Origin of the sequence: Pelotalea chapellei (assembly GCF_018531195.1) — a bacterium.
GTDB classification, from domain to species: Bacteria; Desulfobacterota; Desulfuromonadia; order Geobacterales; family Pseudopelobacteraceae; genus Pelotalea; species Pelotalea chapellei.
Genome location: NZ_JAHDYS010000011.1, coordinates 52,214 through 71,311 on the forward strand (window position 1 = coordinate 52,214; position 19,098 = coordinate 71,311).

Genomic DNA, 19,098 nt, shown 5'->3' on the forward strand with positions numbered 1-19,098 from the left:
TCATGTTATAAATATTTTCAGCCAAACCACAGGGCGTCCCCTGTGGTTTTATTTTACCAAGACCTGTCTGTGTCGCATCGTTTGAAGGAGTTGCTGTGAAGTACCCGTTTCTCCGTTCCACCCCCCGGTTGTCTGTCCCCCTGTTACTAATCGTCAGCTTTCTTCCTCTAGCCCTTACAGGTTGCCCGAGTACAAAAAGCGCAGAATCGAAAGTAGCTTCCTCTATTAAAAATGCTGCGCCATCTGGCCCTTCAGCTGCGGTCCTTGCGACGACAACATCGGTCAAGCCTTCTGCCGTTGTTCTCTCCAATGCCACATCGGCCAAGTCGAGAACCAAATCGACCACGGCGGCAGCGGCCAAAATCAAGTATAATGCCGGAGAAGATCCCGATTTTGCCAAGCAGAAGGGATGGCCGGTGAAAAGCCCTGCAACGCTGGCCGGCACGATTCTGCCCCAGAAACGCATCGTTGCCTACTATGGCAATCCCCTCTCCAAGCGCATGGGCGCCTTGGGTGAATATCCCAAGGATGAAATGCTCCGACGCCTGAAGGGAGAAGTAGCTCGTTGGGAAAAAGCAGATCCGGCAACGCCGGTACAACCCGCGCTGCATCTGATTGCTGTTGTTGCCCAAGGAGAACCGGGCAAGGCAGGCAAATACCGCATGATCATTCCTGACAACATTGTCAACCAGGTCTACGGATGGGCCAAGGAAGCCAACGCACTGCTGTTCATCGATATTCAAACGGGCCACGATGACATTCGCACCATTTTGCCGCGCTTTGAATGGTTACTGAAAAATCCGGATGTACATCTGGGGATCGATCCCGAATTCAATCTGATCAAGAGCGGAAAAAAGCCGGGTACCAAGATCGGCACCTACGATGCGGCAGATATAAATTATGCATCCGGCTACCTCAGCAATCTGGTAAAGAAATACAACCTACCCCCCAAGATTTTCACTGTGCATCGTTTTACACGCGGCGGTGTCACTAACTCCCGTGACATTGCGCTTCGTCCCGAAGTACAGATCATCATGCATATGGATGGATGGGGTGCGCCCTGGCTGAAGCGCGATTCCTACAAGGATTACATCGTTGCAGAACCGGTGCAGTACACCGGCTTCAAGCTCTTCTACCACAATGACACCAAAAAAGGCGATCCGCTCATGACGCCCCAGGATCTGCTAAAACTCCACCCCAAACCGCTCTATGTTCAGTATCAGTGAGGTGTAAGGCCTTGCTTCACTGACAGCACCACGTTCTCGGATTTACAGAGCAGGTACTCATCCTCGAGTACCTGCTCTTTTTCGTCGCCCTCCTCGCCGTATCCCTCGCTGTCGATTTCATAAATTATTTCTAGTTAAATTTTACATATTTTATTTGTTGTTCACCACATCCCCGCTGCAACCCCACCAAATTAGTAGCCTTTTAAAATTGGCTAAACAATTGCTGACACCAACGCTCTAATACATTAGTCAGAGCCAATATAAAATACAGGTTGATCGGAAATGTTTTGAAGAACGTTGATCAAATACTGCCTGTGGTTCCGACAGTTGCACCGTCCACGGTGCAAACAGATCGCTACAGGAACCCCTACGGAGCGCCACCAATCTCTGACGATGAATTGGTCAATGACGTATCCCGAGGGCCCCCTGCCACTCTTTCTCATGCACCTTTCCACAAATATTGTTGAACCCAGATCAAAGGGAGGACCTATGAAAAGATACAGAATTAAAATCATGTGCCTGGCACTGATGCTGGCCATCATGGGGTGGGGAGTAGCTCCAGGCATTGCTCAGCCGCCCGATACGATTCAAGCCGGTGCCGCCGTTGATCAAACCATTGTCCAGGAAAGGAAAAAACCGCCTCGCCAGAAAAGACAGGAAGCTAAAAAACGGCTACAGGAAGCAATCCAGGCACGTAAAGCCAGTCAACTTGCCGAGGCAAGTGCCATCCCCATCGACAACCCCGGCAACGGAAAGGGGAGTGCCAAATGAATAAACAAAAGTTCCGTTCATTGGCAGCCTCAGCCCTGGCAGCTGTCGTTATGGCCGTTCCGGCCATGGCAGCCACCCCAACTGGTATCAATCCTGCCGTTGATATCACCAAGCCCAACTTTGCCAACAGCCCGAACCTCAGGAAATTTGTCGACTCACTACCGGGCCTGGGAAGTGCCAATCAAAACAACCTCGGGCAATACATTCCGGTCGGCAACCCGGATACCACCACCTTTCCGGGGTCGGACTATTACGAAATCGGTCTTCAGGATTATCAGCAGCGGATGCACACCGATCTTCCGGCTCCCGGCACCAGACTCAGGGGCTATAAACAGCTCAACTCAGGAACAGTCGGGCCGACAGATACAGCCAATCAGTACCTCGGCCCTCTGATCATTGCAAAGCGTGATCGACCCGTGCGCCTCAAGTTCGTCAACCAGCTCGGCATCAACGGTGCCGGAAACCTGTTCCTGCCGGTGGATACGACCGTAATGGGAGCAGGCATGGGACCGCTGGACATGCCCGGCATGCCGGGAATGAAGGAGAGTTACACCCAGAACCGCGCAACCATCCATCTTCACGGTGGCCTGACCCCCTGGATCAGCGACGGTACACCCCACCAGTGGATTACACCGGCTGGTGACACCACCTCCTACAAGAAAGGGCTCAGTTTCCAGAACGTACCCGATATGGTCGGGCCGGGCACAGCCATACCCACTCCGGCTCCCGGTGATGGTATCGGAACCTACTACTATCCTAACCAACAAAGCGCCCGACTGATGTTCTACCATGACCACGCCTACGGCATCACCCGCCTGAATGTATATGCCGGCGAGGCGGCGGGCTACCTCCTGACCGATCAGACCGAGGAAGATCTGATCTCCGGCACAAACGTCTCCGGTGTCTTCGGAACCGGCACTCCCCGACAGATTCTTCCCAACCTGGGAGGAGCCTATCGGTATGGTATTCCTCTCATCATCCAGGACAAGAGCTTCATCAACGAAGCCAGCACTCCGCCAACAGGTTTCCCCACCACAGCGACTCCCACTCCGCTTACCTCGGTAGTGGACCCGCTCTGGTATAACTATGTGCCTGGCAGTCCCCAGAGCTCCCACGGCAATCTCTGGTTCCCCCATGAATATCTGCCGAACGAGAACATTTATAACGCAAGCGGCTTCAACGAAATGGGTCGATGGGACTACGCTCCCTGGATGATCCCTCCCATGCAGGTACTCAACAATACCCTGCCCAGCCCGACCATCGTACCCGAAGCTTTCATGGACACTGCTGTGGTCAACGGCACAGCTTTCCCTTTCCTCGAGTTACCACCGACAGCTGTTCGCTTTCGCATCCTGAACGCCTGCAACGACCGCATGCTCAACCTGCAGTTGTACAAGGCCGACCCCGCTAATCCAACTGAAGTTAAAATGGTTCCAGCCAGTCCCAATCCGGCTTTCCCGACCTGGCCGAAGGATGGCAGGGATGGCGGTGTCCCGGATCCTACCACGGCCGGCCCGAGCATGATTCAGATCGGCAACGAAGCTGGATTCCTGGCAAAAGTAGCGGTAGTCCCCCCACAACCGGTGGATTTCGACTATAACCGCAGGAGCGTCACCTTCGGAGGCGTCACCAGTAAATCTCTGTACCTGCCTCCGGCCGTACGTGCGGATGTCATTGTCGATCTTTCCTCCTACAAGGATGGCGACACGCTGATCCTGTACAACGATGCTCCCGCACCCATGCCGCTGTTCGATTCGCGCTACGACTACTTCACCGACAATCCGGACCAGAGCCTGATCGGTGGCGCACCCTCTACACCAGCCGGATTCGGTCCCAATGTTCGGACCATCATGCAGATCCGTATCAAAGGAGCTGCATCTGCCCCCTTTGATCTGCCTGCACTTCAGGCAACGCTACCAAAAGCCTTCGCGACATCCCAGGACCGCATTCTGGTACCTGCAGCCGCGTATGGCCCTGCTTACGGCACCACCTATCAGAACATCTTTGCCAACAGTGTAGATGAAACGTTGAATGTGACCGGCACGACTCAGCCCGTTGCAAAAGTGATGGTTGAGTTACCCGGTTTCGGATATACCACGCCCCCTAGAGTTTCATTTTTTGGCGGCGGCGGCACCGGTGCGGCTGCAACTGCAACGCTTAACGGCGTTACCGGCATTACGCTGGTGACTCCCGGAAGCGGTTGCACGACTGCTCCAACTGTAAACATTGCGCCGGTTGCCGGAGGTGGCGGTACAGGCGCTACCGCAACAGCAATCGTATCCGGTGGAGTCGTTACCACCGTGGCCATCACCAACCCAGGTTCCAATTATCTGCTGGCCCCGAACGTCACCTTTACCGGTGGCTGCACCGTGGCACCCACAGCCGTTGCTAACGTAACGCTTGGCTCAGTCGGCACCATCAACCTGACCAATGCAGGCTCCGGCTACACCTCAGCCCCTCGGGTTTATCTGACCGGCGGTGGCGGCACCGGCGCCATGGCAGCTGCCATGCTTAATGGAGCTTTGGTGATGAACGGCAAGAATCTGGTCGAAGGCTTTGACATGGAGTTTGGCCGCATGAATGCCGTGCTCGGCTCCACCCCCAATCCGCTTGCACCGACCGTGGGTGCAGGGCCTATTATCGGTGCAAACTTCTACGTTGATCCACCCACCGAAATCCTGAAGGCAGGCGAAACCGTACTGTGGCGCCTGAATCACCTGGGAGTAGATTCCCACGCCATTCATTTCCATCTCTTCAACGTACAGGTCGTCAACCGGGTGGACTGGACCAATACCGTCAAACCACCTTATGATGACGAACTTGGCTGGAAGGAAACCATCAGAACCAACCCATTCGAGGACATCATTGTGGCAATTCGTCCGGTAGCCATGGATCTTCCTTTTGCCCTGCCGGACAGCAACCGGCTGCTCGATGTTACAACACCGGCAGGTTCCACCACTGCATTCCAGCCGGTACTGCCTCCCCCTGGGCTGCCCGCAGTTGCCCAGATCAGCAATGTGATGACCAACTTCGGGTGGGAGTATGTGTGGCACTGCCATCTGCTGGGCCACGAAGAAAATGATATGATGCGCCCGATTGTGTTTCAGCCGGGTGCAGCAGTGGCGACTGTATCACCGACCAACCTGCCCTTCGGCAACCAGCAGCTTAATACCGCAAGCGCAGCCCGGACGATAACCCTGTCCAACTCAGCCGCTCCGGGAGTCCAGTCCCTGATCATTTCCGGCATCACTGTCACAGGGGCCAACGCCACTGACTTCGTCCAGACCAACACCTGTGGTCCAAGTCTGGCACCCGGAAAAAGCTGTACCATCAGCGTGATCTTCACACCCTCCAATACGGGTGCACGCAACGCTTCACTTGCCATTAGCACCAGCGATCCGGCACGACCGACGGTCAATGCAGCACTGACCGGAACCGGCCTGAATATTCCGGCGGTCCCCACCAGCCTGACTGCAGCCATCACAGGAGCCACACAGGTTACGCTTAGCTGGGTTGATGCCTCCAACAATGAAACCAGCTTTGGCGTGTGGCGTTCAGTAAACGGCGCGGCTGCGACACAGATCGCAACAGTCACCCGTACCGCCACCCAATCCACGGCCACCGGTGGCACGGTGACCTATATCAATACAGGACTCACGGCCGGCACCATCTACTCTTACTATGTAACCGCAATAAACGGGCTGGGTGCATCAGCCGCGTCGAATACGGCTACAGTGAATTTTTCGGGCCCCTCTGCCCCCACGGGACTGACAGCAACACGTTCGCCGGCAACACAGGTTGTTCTGAACTGGACCGACACCTCCGACAACGAGGCCAGCTTCGGTATCCAAAGAGCAACAAATGCAGCCTTTTCAGCGGGACTGACCACCTTTACCGCCGCAGCCAATGCCACGACTTTCACTAACACCGTGCCATCGGCAACCGCCACCTATTACTTCCGGGTGCGGGCGGTCAACCCGGTCGGCAATTCTGCCTGGGTAACGGTGGGTCCAGTCGCACCAGCCCCGCCCGTCACCGTAACTGCAGTGTCACCCGCGATTGACACAACTGCCGGGGGTACCGTGGTGACCCTCACCGGAACTAATTTCGTAACCGGTGCTACGGTCAGCTTTGGCGGAACTGCCGCCACAGCTGTAACCGTGGTCAGCAGCACATCAATAACAGCCACAACGCCAGCCCATGCCATCGGCCTGGTTGCCGTGACCGTCACCAACACCGACACAAGTACCGGTACACTCGCCAATGGATTCACCTACACCGCAACACCGACCGTAACATCGGTTGCTCCGAACAGTGGTTCAACGGCAGGGGGCACAGCTGTGACCATTACCGGCACTAATTTTGTTGCCGGTGCTACGGTCAGCTTTGGCGGAACCGCCGCGACCGCGGTAACAGTAGTCAGCAGCACATCAATAACCGCCACAACTCCGCCCAATGCACTTGGTGCGGTAGCAGTGACCGTGACCAACCCCGGCAATCTAAGCGCAACCCTGGCCAACGGGTTCACCTATGTCACTATAGCCCCCGTCACCTACACCCTTTTCCCGGCCACGGCAGTGCCTGTAGTGGCAGCAGAGCAGGATGCTGCAGCAGTTGAGCTGGGAATGAAATTCACCTCCACTGCAGCGGGACGTGTTACCGGGGTGCGTTTTTACAAGAGCACAGCCAACACCGGCACCCATCTGGGCAGTCTCTGGTCCAGCACAGGTACACTGCTCGCCCAGGTGACTTTTACCGGTGAGTCTCCCTCAGGATGGCAGCAGATGAACTTCACGACACCGGTAGCGATCACACCGAACACCACCTACGTGATCTCCTATCACACCAACACCGGCTTCTATGCCGATGATCTTAACTATTTCACCACGGCCAGAACCAACGGACCATTGACCGCTCCGGCCGAAACGGCAGCCAGTCCGAATGGGGTCTACAGATACAGTGCTACCCCAAGCTTCCCGAATTCGGGCTATCTGAGCAGCAATTATTGGGTTGATGTAGTCCTGACCGTACCCTAGGACCATTACCCGAACGAAAAAAGCGGACGACATTCAATGTCGCCCGCTTTTTCAAAGTATTCCTGAAAAGGGAAGATCAAGGAGGAAAGATGTTATCCGCAAATCTATTCCTGGTTCTTGCAATTTTACAGATGATACTGGTTGGGTGTGTTGGAGATATAGATGTTCCTCAAGAAGAAAAACCAGCAGTGACAAATTTAACAGTTATTGGCCTTGAAAAAGCACAGCCTGTAGAGGTGAGTTATGTTGATATAACTGTAACTGACTCAGTTAGCAAGTACCACTCCTTCCAGTATGCCTTGGATACTGAAAAGACCTACTCTGAAGGTTCCTGGAATATGCCGATAACATTGACCGCCTCCTCTGAAGGGAATCACATCCTGTATTTGAAAGGGGTGTATAGTAATGGGCAGTCCGACGCCGCTATGTCCATAAATTTCACTGTCCGCACCCTGTCTAAAACAGGCAGTGGCAGGTATAGTGGCGATTCTCTGGTGTATTACTCCAATTACAGCAGCATGAAAATCAATTTTGTAACGTACTCAGGAGCAAGGAACAAAGGCAATCTTTCAGGCAAACTCTGGGTTGAAAACGCACGCGAATTCAACATGTCAGGGGTTTCCATTGACAACCAGCAGTGGCCGTCAAGCGTAGAAGCATTGCTGACAGGAACGATTGCTCCTGAATCGATGCGAATATCAGGCGAAGGCTATTACCAATGCCTGAACCTGAAATATCTGGGAACTGACCTGAACAAGGGGAGCACATCAGGGGATATAAGACTGTACCGGGATGACATCAAGAAAACCCTCGTCGCAAGCAGCAACAATATGCACGCTTACAACCAAACCGGGCTGCCAGACCTGCAGTCAGTTCTAACCTTATACACTTTCGACAACCGTTATTTTTACGGCCACATAAGGCTCATCAACCCCTCGTTAAAGAAAGTGCTTTCCTATGACGTCAAGGGTGACGCTGGAGCTAATGGTCTGGTTGGGGATAACAATGGAATCATATTGTCCTTGACCAAACCATTCGGATACATAGCAAAAGCAACGCCTGCCCCTCCACAAGCCGGTACAGGTTTTGTGACAGTTGTATCCGATGCCGGCACATTACGCGTAAACCAGATGAGCCTCAACTTGCCTGGATACGCCATTTATGATTCCATACCTGCGAGTATCAGCATGAGGAAAACTTTTCCGAAGTTATAATTAGAACAAATATATCGTTAGGCAGATGTAATAACCGAAAATGGAGATACAGACAGCAAAAGGGGGCACAGCATAAGCTGTTACCCCTTTTGCTTTTTGAGTCGTAACGATGCCACGAGCAGCAGTTACAGCACATAAATGCATGACAGCATTTGCCGTCGCCGATCCGTCCGCAAGAAGCCAACTAAAATAATTAAAAACAAATAATTATATAAAAACAATAGCTTAGAAACTTGCAATCATTCGATCAGGTGGTTTACTTGAGGCTGGCAGTTAAATTTCGCTTAGCGTGTAGTTGGAAGATATTTGAAAAACTATGCGCGAGAGGAGCAACTACATGAAGAAAATGCTGGTCGGATTTTGCCTGTTACTGTCGATGCCTACCATCGGAACTGCGGCACTTTCACCGGTGGAGGAGCTTGGCAAGAAACTCTTTTTCGACGCGAAGCTCTCCACCCCCGGAGGGCAGTCGTGTGCGGCCTGCCATGCGCCCGAAGTCGGCTGGACCGGTCCTTCATCGAGCATCAATGCAGCCGGTGCCGTTTATCCCGGCGCGGTTCATACCAAATTCGGCAACCGCAAGCCTCCTTCAGCCGCCTATGGCGGCGGAAGCCCTCCCTTTCATTATGATTCGGGCAGTAGGTCGTTCTCTGGAGGGATGTTCTGGGACGGACGTGCAACCGGGGAAGGGACGCAAATGTTGATGCTTGCTCTATTTGGAACCGTTGACGGTGCCCCTCTGGCGGATCAGGCGATGGGCCCATTCCTCAATACACTGGAACAGCACAACCCCAACATGAAAAAGGTGTGCCTGGACGTCCGCAAAGGATATGCACCCCAGTGGAATGCGGCCTTCCCCACCATGCCTATCGACTGCGGAGATGGTTTGGGAACGACGTATCAACTCATTGCCGTGGCGATTGCTGCCTACGAGAAGTCGTCGGAAGTGAATCCCTATACCTCAAAATATGATTACTACCTACGCAACCAGGCACAATTGACCGCCGCAGAGACACGTGGACTGCAACTTTTCGAGGGGAAGGCTAAATGTTCAGCCTGTCATCCGGCACCAGCATTCACAGATTTCACCTACGACAATCTTGGTCTGCCAAAGAATCCACAGAACCCCTTCTACGGCATGCCTCCAAGTATCAACCCGCAACGTGACGCCTGGGTTGACCCCGGCCTCGGCGGTTATCTACAAACCTTGCCGGAAAGCTACTTTACCGGTCTCCAACTGGAAAAAGCGGCTACGGTTGCAGCAAATCTCGGCAAGCACAAGGTTCCGACCCTGCGCAACCTCGACCTGCGACCATCCCCCAGTTTCACGAAAACCTACGGACATAACGGAACGTTCAAGTCGCTGGAACAGATCGTAACATTTTACAACCAGCGCAACGCCATGATCGCCCAGGGCCAGATCGTCCCCGAGGTGCCTGCAAACATTAATGAAACCGAGCTGGGAAATCTGGGGTTGACCGCACAGGAAGAGGCGGACCTGGTGGCGTTTCTACGAACGCTTAATGACGGTTACAAACCATAACCAAAAAACCTAAAACAGCAAAACTGGCACAAGAAAAGCGGACGACCTCTCTATGTCGCCCGCTTTTTCTACTCCCCTTCAAATCCAATATCAGCGCAAATTATCCCAATTTTTGACGAATCGCCTCGACTACACGATAGGCATCATTAATGGCGGTATAGATAAGGTTAGGGTGTTTTTCCTCTGCAATGGATCCTTCATTAATCCTCATGTAAGAAGGAGATATGGCCCCGCCGATGACATAGACTCCCTTGCGGGTCGACTCAAAATCCGAAGTCAACAGCACCAGCCGGTCTCCTTCATTGGCAATCTTGCAGACGCCGGCGGTACAGGCGATGGTCTGGACGCCGAGCTTGTCGAAGATCGGCAACGGTCCCTGTGAACCGATGCATGCAATCACGTTCTGCATGGGAAAACTCATGGCATGGTACAGATCAACCCCATCGGACTGCTGAAAGACATTGATGCGAATGACGAGACGGTCCACCCCCTCCTCATCTACCTCACCGATACGCGGCGTTGCTCCAGGCAGAAGACGTATATTGCCCCCCAGCAGGATTTCCTCGCCCAGACGTTGGGCTGTCTCCTTGTTAACATCAAAGGTTTCTGCCTTGTGCGCCCAGTACACCGGCTGGGTATCGTTCACCTCACGCTTTGCCTTGAGGATGTTGATGATCACATCCGCTGCGGTATTACCCCCTCCGATCACCAGTGTCTTGACACCGATGTATTTGCTGGCGTCCTCGACATTTTTAGCCACCATCTTGGCATCGCCATACACCGACAGTTCCCGGGGAATGTTGCTGCCGAAAGAGAGAATTGCCTTTTTCCCCTTGAAACTTCCTTTCGAAGTAATCACCGAAAGGCCGCCGCGCTCATCCTTTATGTCTTCAAAGACAACATCGGTCTGCACGTTCAGGTTCTCATGCTGGACAAAGTGCTGCACGTATTGCAGGTAACTTTCAACAGTCACCGGCTTGTCGGGCGGTCGCAACTCATCCACCATGAAGGGATCAGGCGCATCCTTTGGTTTGGATGCGTAGACCAGTTTGCCTTCAGGATAGGTATTGGCAATGCCTTGGAAAATGGCTTTGCCCGATTCAAGCACCAGATAAGAAAGGCCATGTTTGTGGCAAAGATAGGCGGCCGAAAGTCCTGCCGGGCCACCTCCTATAATCAGCACATCATACTGTGCGCTCATAGTGTTCCTCTCTTGCAAACGGAATTTAATTCAAGCTGATGTGGTAACTGCGGCAGCGAAGCTGATTGCCGCGCCTCAACCTGGAAGCGCGCTGCAGACCGTGTCGCCATGAATACAGCCTACCTTAATTAGAGGCGACGAGCAACGCCAAATGGGAGAGCAGAGATGGGATGGTACGGTTGATTTTTTCATGGCGTATCACATTTTCGTCTGCTGCAGAGGAAGGTCGTAAACCTCATATACAGCAGGTCAATCATTAGCCAGCGGCCTGCACGAGATGAAGGCGCCTGTTAAATTAGAAATCTTTTCTTTTGATCCAAATGACTATAACTTTGTCTCATAAAAAAAAGGGAGCCCACACACATGAAAAAATCATTGTTCCTTTTATCCGTATTAATAATGGCCTTGGTGCTGAAAGCATGTGGTGGCGGTGGAGGGGGTGGCACGACGGTTACACCGACACCCGCCCCTGCAACTGTTAATCTGGCGGCATTTAAAAATGTTTTTGAGGGCACCGCACCGGCAGGAACACAGTTCAACTTCCCAGCGCTCACGGAAATTAATACCGAAAGTGGGGCTTCCGGCTCATTCACACTAGCGGCGGGCGGTGCAGTTACATTCGAAGCACAGAATGTAACCAATTCCCTCGCAACACTGCAATTGACCGGAGCGACTGCCGTCAGCGACACAACAACCAATTATTTCCAGATGTCAAATGGCACTCCTTACAAATCTGTTTCCTCAACAGGCGGACCATCCTTGCCACCCGCTCTCCCGACAACAGCCAAAGTAGGCGATTCGGCTCCCTCCACCATAGTTACACAAAATGACGGATCGACAGCAACAACATCCTGGTCACTCCATGCTGATCCCGACGGAACTCCAATCCTGCTTATTACCAGGTCTTTTATAACAGGAATAGCAACAACCTTAGAATATGACAGCTACTATCTTGACGCAGCCGGTATTCCAACAAAAATCATGATCAGTGTGACAGCGGGTGGAACCATCCTCACACTCACCGGTAACAGAGTGCCTTCATGACCTCCTCGCCTGCAGACGTGCGCATGTCATCCGCCCATGCAGCCCCCTTCCTTGAATTTTTTCAGATTCAAACACACTGCAATATTGGCCATAACTTCAACAAAGCTAGCTTTCCAAAATTCAGGAGGCCTGATACATCGCATGGGACCTATTCCCGTCTTTCATACATACTGAGGTTCCCAAATCGCCCTCCTGAGATGGCATAACCTCTTGCTGCAATGGCAGCTGAATACGCCTTAGCTACTGAAAATAGAAAATATTGATTTAAAAATAATAGAGGGGACAGTTGTGTGTGGAAAAGCTCTACAAGCGGAATACTCGGTGTGGAGTTACTCGTCATTTTTTTTACTAACTACTATATCTTCAAGTAGCTTCTGGAGCAGGATCTAAAACCGGCGGGGAGGATGTATCTGCAGATAGTTGAAAGGACAGAGGTGCAAACTTATGGCTAACCGTTTCTTACCCACTCAAGAGCATCTTCAAGTGTGCGATACACGGCGTATTCATACGGCAAGGCATTAATATCGGCGATCGCGCTATACATTCTGAACATGCCATAATCGTTGGCATTCGGACATGCATATGCTGTCCGGCCTGTGGTTCTGCCTGCGGGCAGATGTTTAATAACAATAGGCGGCAAGGCTCTGAACTGTTTGGGCGTTACGCCGTCAAGACGACCTTCTGTAAAATCCCAGAAAAGATTTCTAGTCACCAGGGGAAAATAGGTCTGAATTGCTTCTATGATTTCCTCAAATGACAGGTCTCCAAAAACCCGTAATATCACCAGATCATCATGCTGCTCATGGGTAATCCTGGCCATGCACCAACCCTTATCGTTTCTAACCATCTTTTTTAAATGATATATTGTTATAACCGATATGTTCACTGCTAGTCAATACCACTACGTTCATCTGGAACTGCATTGCGCTTTTCACTCATACTTCCAACCAACAACCTTCCACTCTTTTTTCTACTTCAGATAAAAAACATCTGACTTTATCAATAAAAAATGATTCAAGTCCTTGAAAAAAAACCTTTCCACCAAACTTATGTTTGATTTACTCAATATGCAATAAAACATTATGTTTTTATCATTCATATGCTAGTTGACAAGCGGCCACTAAATCAACTATGTGATGACAGAATGAATAAAACTAGAATAAAAAAACGCAGTTATTATTTTTATAAATTAATATTACACAAATTAAGGAGATCTTAGTCAATGGCAACTATTAAATCAAAGATCATCGTCAACATCCTTATCCTACTGCTTACCATCATTGGCATCGTCGGCCTTAATTACAGTTTCCTCCGTACTCTTGCAAATCTGGAAAACCATGAAGGCGCCCAAGCCAAAATTGCGATAGAGACCAAAGAAGCCTCCATGGGGGGCCTTGCTTTGTATCAGATAATAGCCGATGCAGAGATAAATCGTGAATTGGACAAGACAGAAAAAGACTGGGCAGAAAAAAAACGGACTGTATTCAGGGATATCGAGGTGGCGATCAAATCTGCCGACACGCCGGAAGAGAAAAAGATTGCCGAGGAAGTCAAGTCTGCAGCCCAGGGCATTGTCTCGATCTTTGAGGGCAAAATGCTTCCGCTGCTCAAGGCCTCTAACGGAATAACTCCAGAGATACGTGATCTCGACGGCAAGATCGATGCAGAAGTATCCAAGATCGAATCCGGCATGGACAAGATAGTTGCTGCCGTACAAAAGGATATGAAGGAGTCTGATGAGGAATTCGACTCTGACATTAAAAAAGCGATTACCCAGTCTCTGATAATTGGTCTGATCGGTATTCTTCTCCAGGCTGGTCTGGCCGGTTGGCTGCTGAAAACCATCATGAAGCCGCTCGACGCCCTGCGCGCGATGCTGATGGACATTTCCCAGGGAGAAGGCGATCTGACCAAACGCCTGGATGAATCAACCAAAGACGAATTGGCAGATGTCAGCCGCTACTTCAACATATTCATCGACAAGCTCCGAAACATTATCAGCAGCATTTCACAGACATCGAATCAGGTGGCTGCCGCTTCCACGCAACTCCAGGCAACTGCTGAGCATATCGCCACCGGAGCCGAAGAGGTTGCCTCACAGGCCGGTACCGTAGCCACCGCTGGAGAAGAGATGTCAGCCACCTCCGGCGACATTGCGCAAAATTGCCTGCTGGCGGCCGAAGGAGCACAACGCGCTTCACAAACCGCCAGTGACGGTGCCGGCGTTGTAGAAAAAACTGTCATGGTCATGGGAAAAATCGCGGAGCGGGTGCAGGAATCTGCCAAAACAGTAGAAAGCCTCGGAGCCAGAAGTGACCAGATTGGGGCAATCATTGGCACCATTGAAGACATTGCAGACCAGACCAATCTATTGGCATTGAACGCCGCCATCGAAGCCGCTCGCGCAGGTGAACAGGGGCGTGGTTTTGCAGTTGTCGCCGATGAAGTCCGCGCTCTGGCTGAACGCACCACCCGCGCCACCCGTGAAATCAGCGAAATGATCAAAAATATTCAGAAAGAAACCAAGGATGCCGTTGTTGCCATGGAACAAGGTGTTGATCAGGTGAAAACCGGCACAGAAGAAGCTGCCAGATCAGGACAGGCACTTCAGAACATCCTGCAACAGGTCAATGAAGTTGCCATGCAGGTCAATCAAATCGCCACTGCTGCCGAAGAGCAGACCGCCACCACAAGTGAAATATCCAGCAATATGCAGCAGATCACCGAGGTGGTACATCAGACTGCGCAAGGTGCCAACGAATCAGCCACCGCAGCATCGCAACTGAGTGGCAACGCCGAGGAACTGCAGCGCCTTGTACGGCAATTCAAGCTATAGAGAAACCTGGTTAATGGTTATCTTCCGCCATCATAAATCCCTATACAACAGCCCTAACGGACCAGAACATAATCGCGCCCGAAGAGCGAAAAACCGATGTATCCGCGCATTTCCAGACGATCGGGTGATACCATTTTCATCTTGCACTTGTAGGTTTTCCCGGTTTGCGGATCATAGCAGATCCCACCCCCCCACTGATTTTCACCTGCAGGAGTAACCTCGCTCACGACACGCAGTCCAAGAACCGGACGACTTCTCATGGCTGGATCAGGGTTTTTCCTGTCAGTCTTTGCCGTACCTACCGGGCCATCCTTCTCATTCTTGTATTCAGGGTGTTGCAGCCAGACAATTTTGGCGCATATTTTCTCCTCACACTGAAAAAAATCCAACTGGACGTCTCCCTTTTCAGTTTTCCATTTACCGAGAATATCATGCTGCCCAGCGTAAACATCTACCACTACGCACCAGATGATCAGCCCAAGAATCAGCGCTATCCTCATATCCCTTCCCCACCAACCGTTTTTTGATGCACGTAATAGTATAACATCCCTTAAATCAGGTGCTGTCCGGCAGCAGGACAATAGGTGTGCGGCAAGATGATAATGCAGAAAAATAAAAGTGAAGCGCGAAAGATAAGAGCGCATGAGAGCTACAAAACATCTCCCTAAAGAAGTGGAAACTTGCAACGGGTGATGATATTCTTCGTGCCTTTTTACCGCACCCATAAGATCAGCACCTGACTGAGCGCTAACATTGTATAAGACCGGAGGAGCATTATATGAATATGACCAATTTAAAGGACTTTGCCATCATTGTTGGCGGTCTGGTTACGATCTTCGCTTTCGTCAATGGTCTGCTGGAATACCGGCGCCAGGGAGCACAGAAGCGAGTCGAACATTTCACCCTGTTACGCCGTCGTTTGAAAGAAAACCGTACCTTCAAGGAAATCTGTGCCCTGATGCTTGCAAACGATCCGCGACTGGCCGAGATTGATGCCCAGGACAAGCGGGATTTCATCGGCCTTTTGGAAGAGGTGGCCCTGCAGGTCAACTCGGGACTGATCCGGCCGGAACTGGCCCATTACATGTTCGGCTACTACACGGTGAAATGCCTGGAGAACAAGCATTTCTGGGCCAATCTGACCCTGGATGAAAACTACTGGAACCTGTTCCAGGATTTTGCTAAGGAAATGAAGGCAAAAGAACTTTCCCATACTTATAAACGTGAAAAACTGCGTTTTTGAAACGGACTGGCTCTACCCTCTGGTATGGGTATCCGCCTGATTGATTGAAAAAATGGTAAAATTTCTTTTATAATTTTCCACTAAAAATCAAAGGAGGTCTTTAATGAGTGTTCCGGTTAAAAACAATATATCCTGGGTAGGCAAGGTGGATTGGGAGTTGCGCAAGTTCCATGGTGAAGAATATTCCACCCACAAAGGATCATCGTATAATTCTTATCTGGTGCGTGAGGAAAAAATTGCACTCATAGAAACTGTATGGACTCCCTTTGCAGAGGAATTTGTCCAAAACCTGCAAAAAACAATCGATTTGAATAAAATCGATTACATCATTGCAAATCACGGAGAAATCGACCACAGCGGTGCATTACCAGAACTTATGCGCCTTATTCCCGACACTCCCATCTACTGCACTGCCAATGCGGTTAAGTCCCTGAAAGGACAACATCATCAGGAATGGAATTTCAGAGTCGTAAAAAATGGTGATCGACTAAGCCTGGGGACAAAGGAGCTGATCTTTATTGAGGCACCGATGCTGCACTGGCCGGACAGCATGTTCTGTTACCTGACCAACGATAATGTCCTTTTCAGCAGTGATGCATTCGGGCAACACTATGCAACGGAAAAGCTGTTTAACGACCTTGTTGATCAGCCTGAACTGTTTCTGGAATGCATCAAATATTACGCCAACATCCTTACCCCTTTCAGCTCGTTTGTTGACCGGAAAATCAAGGAATTTGTCAGCCTGAACCTGCCACTTGACATGATCTGCACAAGCCATGGAGTTATCTGGCGTGACAATCCTCTGCAGATTGTTACCAAATATCTGGAGTGGTCAGCCAATTATCAGGAAAACCAGATCACCGTTATTTATGATTCCATGTGGGATTCGACGAGGAAAATGGCTGAGACAATTGCCCATGGCATTTCAGAAGAAGATCCCAATGTACTGGTAAAGATTTATAACGCCGGGCGAGCTGACAAAAATGACATCATTACAGAGGTTTTCAAGTCAAAAGCAATAGTGGTCGGCTCGTCAACTATCAACAAAGGTATCCTCACTTCCATTGCCGGTATTCTGGAGGAAATCAGGGGATTGGGATTCAAAAACAAAGCTGCGGCTGCATTCGGTGCCTATGGATGGAGTGGCGAATCCGTAAAGATGATCACGGACAGACTAAAAGAGGGAGGATTTACAATAGCCAATGATGGTTTGAAGCTACTCTGGACCCCGGATGAGGATGGCATTTCAGCTTGTCGCAATTTCGGAAGAGATTTAGTAAAGGCACTTGCCGAGTCATAACCTGCAGATAATGTTCAGCGATGAAAATGATATAAAGTAACAAGAAGGCCACTTCTCTGGAAGTGGCCTTCGTTAATTGTTCACGCAAGGCGAGGTTAGAGCATGAGTGTAGCATGGTCATGGATTACAATCTCAATTCAATTCTTCATATGACAGTTCTGTCAAATATAACGGCACGGCCGGCAGCCCTCCCTCTCACAACTTGTCCCCACATTCATATTCTTAAGCATAAACAACAACTTAAAGCTTGATTACCCCACATTTTCTTTGGCACACCAGTTGCTCTTCTACTGTCAGACCTGTAATGCAAGTCTGATCATTTCATTTTGACAGCAAGAGTTCACTCGTGGATTGACGAAAAACAAACGGTTATCGCATCGCTGGACCAAGCCTGGTGGTCATCGGCGGCCACTTGTAAGGCAATTAACCAGCCGGAGGAAAAGGAGAAAGAGTCATGAAAAAGATGAAAATACTGTTGTTCATAGTCTTGGCCGCATTCCTGTCAGTATCGGTCGGATTTGCCGCTGACAAGAGTTATAAGGTCAAACTTACCGGAAAAGACGAGGTACCCAGTATCAAGACCGACGCAAAGGGCGATTTCAAGTTAAAGCTGAACAAAGAAGGCACTGAACTGAGCTATAAGCTGGAGGTGAAGGACATCCAGAACGCAACAGCGGCACATATTCATCGTGGCATGAAAGGCAAGAGCGGCCCGCCAGTGGCAAATCTGTTCAGCGGGCCAAAAAAGGAAGGTAAATTCAGCGGCGTCTTGTCCGAGGGAATCATTAAATCTGAAAATCTATCGGGCGAGTTAATAGGAAAATCGCTTGCAGATCTGGTACAGCTGATCAAATCTGGTGACGCATATGTCAATGTGCATACCGACGCCAATCCAAATGGAGAGATCCGGGGACAGATCAAATAAATCTCAGATACCCCTGATATAAAAAGCCATTCTTGTAGCGATTCTCAGCAAGAGTGGCTTTTTTATGCTGTCCGAACTGCACCTTGAAAAGACAGGGGCTGTCGGTAACCACAGACGCTACTACAGGAACCGTAGCGGCCGGGACCACGGTTTCACCCCGACCGGCGTCACCAGCATGACCCGTATATATGGGCGCTTGCAACCGGCAGTACCCTTCCCGCAGGCCTCACCGTGAATGCGGCTGGTGTCATTTCAGGGACACCTACCACGGCATGCACGGCCAGCCCCACTTTCACTGTGACGAATGCGGCTGCCGCAACCGCTTCCAAATCACTTTCAATCACCATAAACACTGCCACCATCAATGGAGCGGCCCTCTATGCTACAGACTGCGCCGGTTGCCATGGCCCTCTGGCCACATCCAGCAAAGGGGTAGAACTGCAGCTCAAATTCAGGCAGCAATTAACGGCAACGCCGGAGGTATGAGGTTCCTGAGCGTCCTACATCAGCAGAAGTTCAGGCAATTGCCCACGGCCTTGGTTCCTTAAAATTCAAGGACAGAAGGGATTGAACATTAAGTAAGAAGCATAAAAATAAAAAGGCCACTTCCGAGAAAAGAAGTGGCCTTTTTGTATTTGGCGTCCCCGAGACGATTCGAACGTCCGACCCCTTCCTTAGGAGGGAAGTGCTCTATCCAGCTGAGCTACGGGGACAATATTTTTGGAGCGGATGTTTATAGCAGACTTGCACTGCTGTTTC

General features: G+C 50.8%; 15 protein-coding genes and 1 tRNA gene. 12 read left to right on the top strand and 4 right to left on the bottom strand.

Annotation, left to right across the window (positions count from 1 at the left end):
- Positions 1–95 precede the first annotated feature (95 nt).
- The 5 genes from KJB30_RS12400 to KJB30_RS12420 all read left to right on the top strand — a co-directional run bounded on the left by KJB30_RS12400 (position 96) and on the right by KJB30_RS12420 (position 9,790).
- The gene (locus KJB30_RS12400; protein WP_214299738.1) at positions 96–1,226 is read left to right on the top strand and encodes a hypothetical protein; all 1,131 of its coding nucleotides are present in this window, start codon (positions 96–98) and stop codon (positions 1,224–1,226) included.
- 489 nt (positions 1,227–1,715) lie between these two features.
- On the top strand, positions 1,716–1,997 hold the full coding sequence (locus KJB30_RS12405) for a hypothetical protein (RefSeq protein WP_214299740.1): 282 nt from the start codon (positions 1,716–1,718) through the stop codon (positions 1,995–1,997).
- Entirely contained in the window at positions 1,994–7,033 is a 5,040-nt protein-coding gene (locus KJB30_RS12410) for a DUF4082 domain-containing protein (RefSeq protein ID WP_214299742.1), read from the top strand. Before KJB30_RS12405 ends, KJB30_RS12410 begins: the two co-directional genes overlap by 4 nt.
- Before the next feature lie 89 nt (positions 7,034–7,122).
- Positions 7,123–8,247: a hypothetical protein gene (locus KJB30_RS12415; protein WP_214299743.1), complete on the top strand. Its 1,125-nt coding sequence runs from the start codon at positions 7,123–7,125 to the stop codon at positions 8,245–8,247.
- Positions 8,248–8,584: 337 nt separating this feature from the next.
- A complete protein-coding gene (locus KJB30_RS12420) occupies positions 8,585–9,790 on the top strand; it encodes a cytochrome-c peroxidase (protein ID WP_214299745.1) in 1,206 nt (401 codons plus the stop codon).
- A gap of 100 nt (positions 9,791–9,890) precedes the next feature.
- Here KJB30_RS12420 and KJB30_RS12425 read toward each other — a convergent pair whose 3' ends face one another.
- Positions 9,891–10,991 carry an NAD(P)-binding domain-containing protein gene (locus tag KJB30_RS12425; RefSeq protein WP_214299747.1) on the bottom strand — a complete coding sequence of 367 codons (1,101 nt, stop codon included), beginning with the start codon at positions 10,989–10,991 and terminating at the stop codon, positions 9,891–9,893.
- 363 nt (positions 10,992–11,354) lie between these two features.
- Between KJB30_RS12425 and KJB30_RS12430 the strand changes: the two genes are divergently transcribed.
- Positions 11,355–12,035 (top strand): hypothetical protein, encoded by a 681-nt coding sequence (locus KJB30_RS12430; RefSeq protein WP_214299749.1) that lies wholly within the window; start codon positions 11,355–11,357, stop codon positions 12,033–12,035.
- A 448-nt stretch (positions 12,036–12,483) separates the two neighbouring features.
- Here the strand turns inward: KJB30_RS12430 and KJB30_RS12435 are convergent, their stop codons facing one another.
- Positions 12,484–12,855, bottom strand: a complete 372-nt coding sequence (locus tag KJB30_RS12435) for a hypothetical protein (RefSeq protein WP_214299751.1) — start codon at positions 12,853–12,855, stop codon at positions 12,484–12,486.
- Positions 12,856–13,257: 402 nt separating this feature from the next.
- Here KJB30_RS12435 and KJB30_RS12440 point away from each other — a divergent pair, with 402 nt between their 5' ends.
- Positions 13,258–14,871: a methyl-accepting chemotaxis protein gene (locus KJB30_RS12440; protein ID WP_214299753.1), complete on the top strand. Its 1,614-nt coding sequence runs from the start codon at positions 13,258–13,260 to the stop codon at positions 14,869–14,871.
- Positions 14,872–14,924: 53 nt separating this feature from the next.
- Here KJB30_RS12440 and KJB30_RS12445 read toward each other — a convergent pair whose 3' ends face one another.
- Complete coding sequence (locus KJB30_RS12445; protein ID WP_214299755.1) at positions 14,925–15,371, bottom strand: DUF2147 domain-containing protein; 447 nt, start codon at positions 15,369–15,371, stop codon at positions 14,925–14,927.
- A 278-nt stretch (positions 15,372–15,649) separates the two neighbouring features.
- On the opposite strand from KJB30_RS12445, the gene KJB30_RS12450 reads away from it, so the two are divergent.
- From KJB30_RS12450 to KJB30_RS12470, 5 genes are all read left to right on the top strand, one after another.
- Positions 15,650–16,114: a hypothetical protein gene (locus KJB30_RS12450; RefSeq protein WP_214299756.1), complete on the top strand. Its 465-nt coding sequence runs from the start codon at positions 15,650–15,652 to the stop codon at positions 16,112–16,114.
- 103 nt (positions 16,115–16,217) lie between these two features.
- Positions 16,218–17,414, top strand: coding sequence for an anaerobic nitric oxide reductase flavorubredoxin (locus KJB30_RS12455; protein WP_214299758.1), 1,197 nt, complete (start codon positions 16,218–16,220; stop codon positions 17,412–17,414).
- Positions 17,415–17,868: 454 nt separating this feature from the next.
- The gene (locus tag KJB30_RS12460; RefSeq protein WP_214299760.1) at positions 17,869–18,339 is read left to right on the top strand and encodes a CHRD domain-containing protein; all 471 of its coding nucleotides are present in this window, start codon (positions 17,869–17,871) and stop codon (positions 18,337–18,339) included.
- Between the two features lie 64 nt (positions 18,340–18,403).
- Entirely contained in the window at positions 18,404–18,574 is a 171-nt protein-coding gene (locus KJB30_RS12465; protein ID WP_214299762.1) for a hypothetical protein, read from the top strand.
- Positions 18,571–18,825, top strand: coding sequence for a cytochrome c (locus KJB30_RS12470; RefSeq protein ID WP_214299764.1), 255 nt, complete (start codon positions 18,571–18,573; stop codon positions 18,823–18,825). Before KJB30_RS12465 ends, KJB30_RS12470 begins: the two co-directional genes overlap by 4 nt.
- 150 nt (positions 18,826–18,975) lie before the next feature.
- Here the strand turns inward: KJB30_RS12470 and KJB30_RS12475 are convergent.
- Positions 18,976–19,052 (bottom strand) — tRNA-Arg (locus KJB30_RS12475).
- Positions 19,053–19,098 lie beyond the last annotated feature (46 nt).

What these genes read in the sequence shown, in the direction of transcription:
- KJB30_RS12455 (WP_214299758.1), top strand. Translation starts at nt 16,218, where the DNA reads ATGAGTGTTCCGGTTAAAAACAATATATCCTGGGTAGGCAAGGTGGAT.
- KJB30_RS12435 (WP_214299751.1), bottom strand. Translation starts at nt 12,855, where the DNA reads ATGGCCAGGATTACCCATGAGCAGCATGATGATCTGGTGATATTACGG.
- KJB30_RS12420 (WP_214299745.1), top strand. Translation starts at nt 8,585, where the DNA reads ATGAAGAAAATGCTGGTCGGATTTTGCCTGTTACTGTCGATGCCTACC.
- KJB30_RS12430 (WP_214299749.1), top strand. Translation starts at nt 11,355, where the DNA reads ATGAAAAAATCATTGTTCCTTTTATCCGTATTAATAATGGCCTTGGTG.
- KJB30_RS12425 (WP_214299747.1), bottom strand. Translation starts at nt 10,991, where the DNA reads ATGAGCGCACAGTATGATGTGCTGATTATAGGAGGTGGCCCGGCAGGA.
- KJB30_RS12415 (WP_214299743.1), top strand. Translation starts at nt 7,123, where the DNA reads ATGTTATCCGCAAATCTATTCCTGGTTCTTGCAATTTTACAGATGATA.
- KJB30_RS12405 (WP_214299740.1), top strand. Translation starts at nt 1,716, where the DNA reads ATGAAAAGATACAGAATTAAAATCATGTGCCTGGCACTGATGCTGGCC.
- KJB30_RS12450 (WP_214299756.1), top strand. Translation starts at nt 15,650, where the DNA reads ATGAATATGACCAATTTAAAGGACTTTGCCATCATTGTTGGCGGTCTG.
- KJB30_RS12440 (WP_214299753.1), top strand. Translation starts at nt 13,258, where the DNA reads ATGGCAACTATTAAATCAAAGATCATCGTCAACATCCTTATCCTACTG.
- KJB30_RS12445 (WP_214299755.1), bottom strand. Translation starts at nt 15,371, where the DNA reads ATGAGGATAGCGCTGATTCTTGGGCTGATCATCTGGTGCGTAGTGGTA.
- KJB30_RS12410 (WP_214299742.1), top strand. Translation starts at nt 1,994, where the DNA reads ATGAATAAACAAAAGTTCCGTTCATTGGCAGCCTCAGCCCTGGCAGCT.
- KJB30_RS12465 (WP_214299762.1), top strand. Translation starts at nt 18,404, where the DNA reads ATGCTGTCCGAACTGCACCTTGAAAAGACAGGGGCTGTCGGTAACCAC.
- KJB30_RS12460 (WP_214299760.1), top strand. Translation starts at nt 17,869, where the DNA reads ATGAAAAAGATGAAAATACTGTTGTTCATAGTCTTGGCCGCATTCCTG.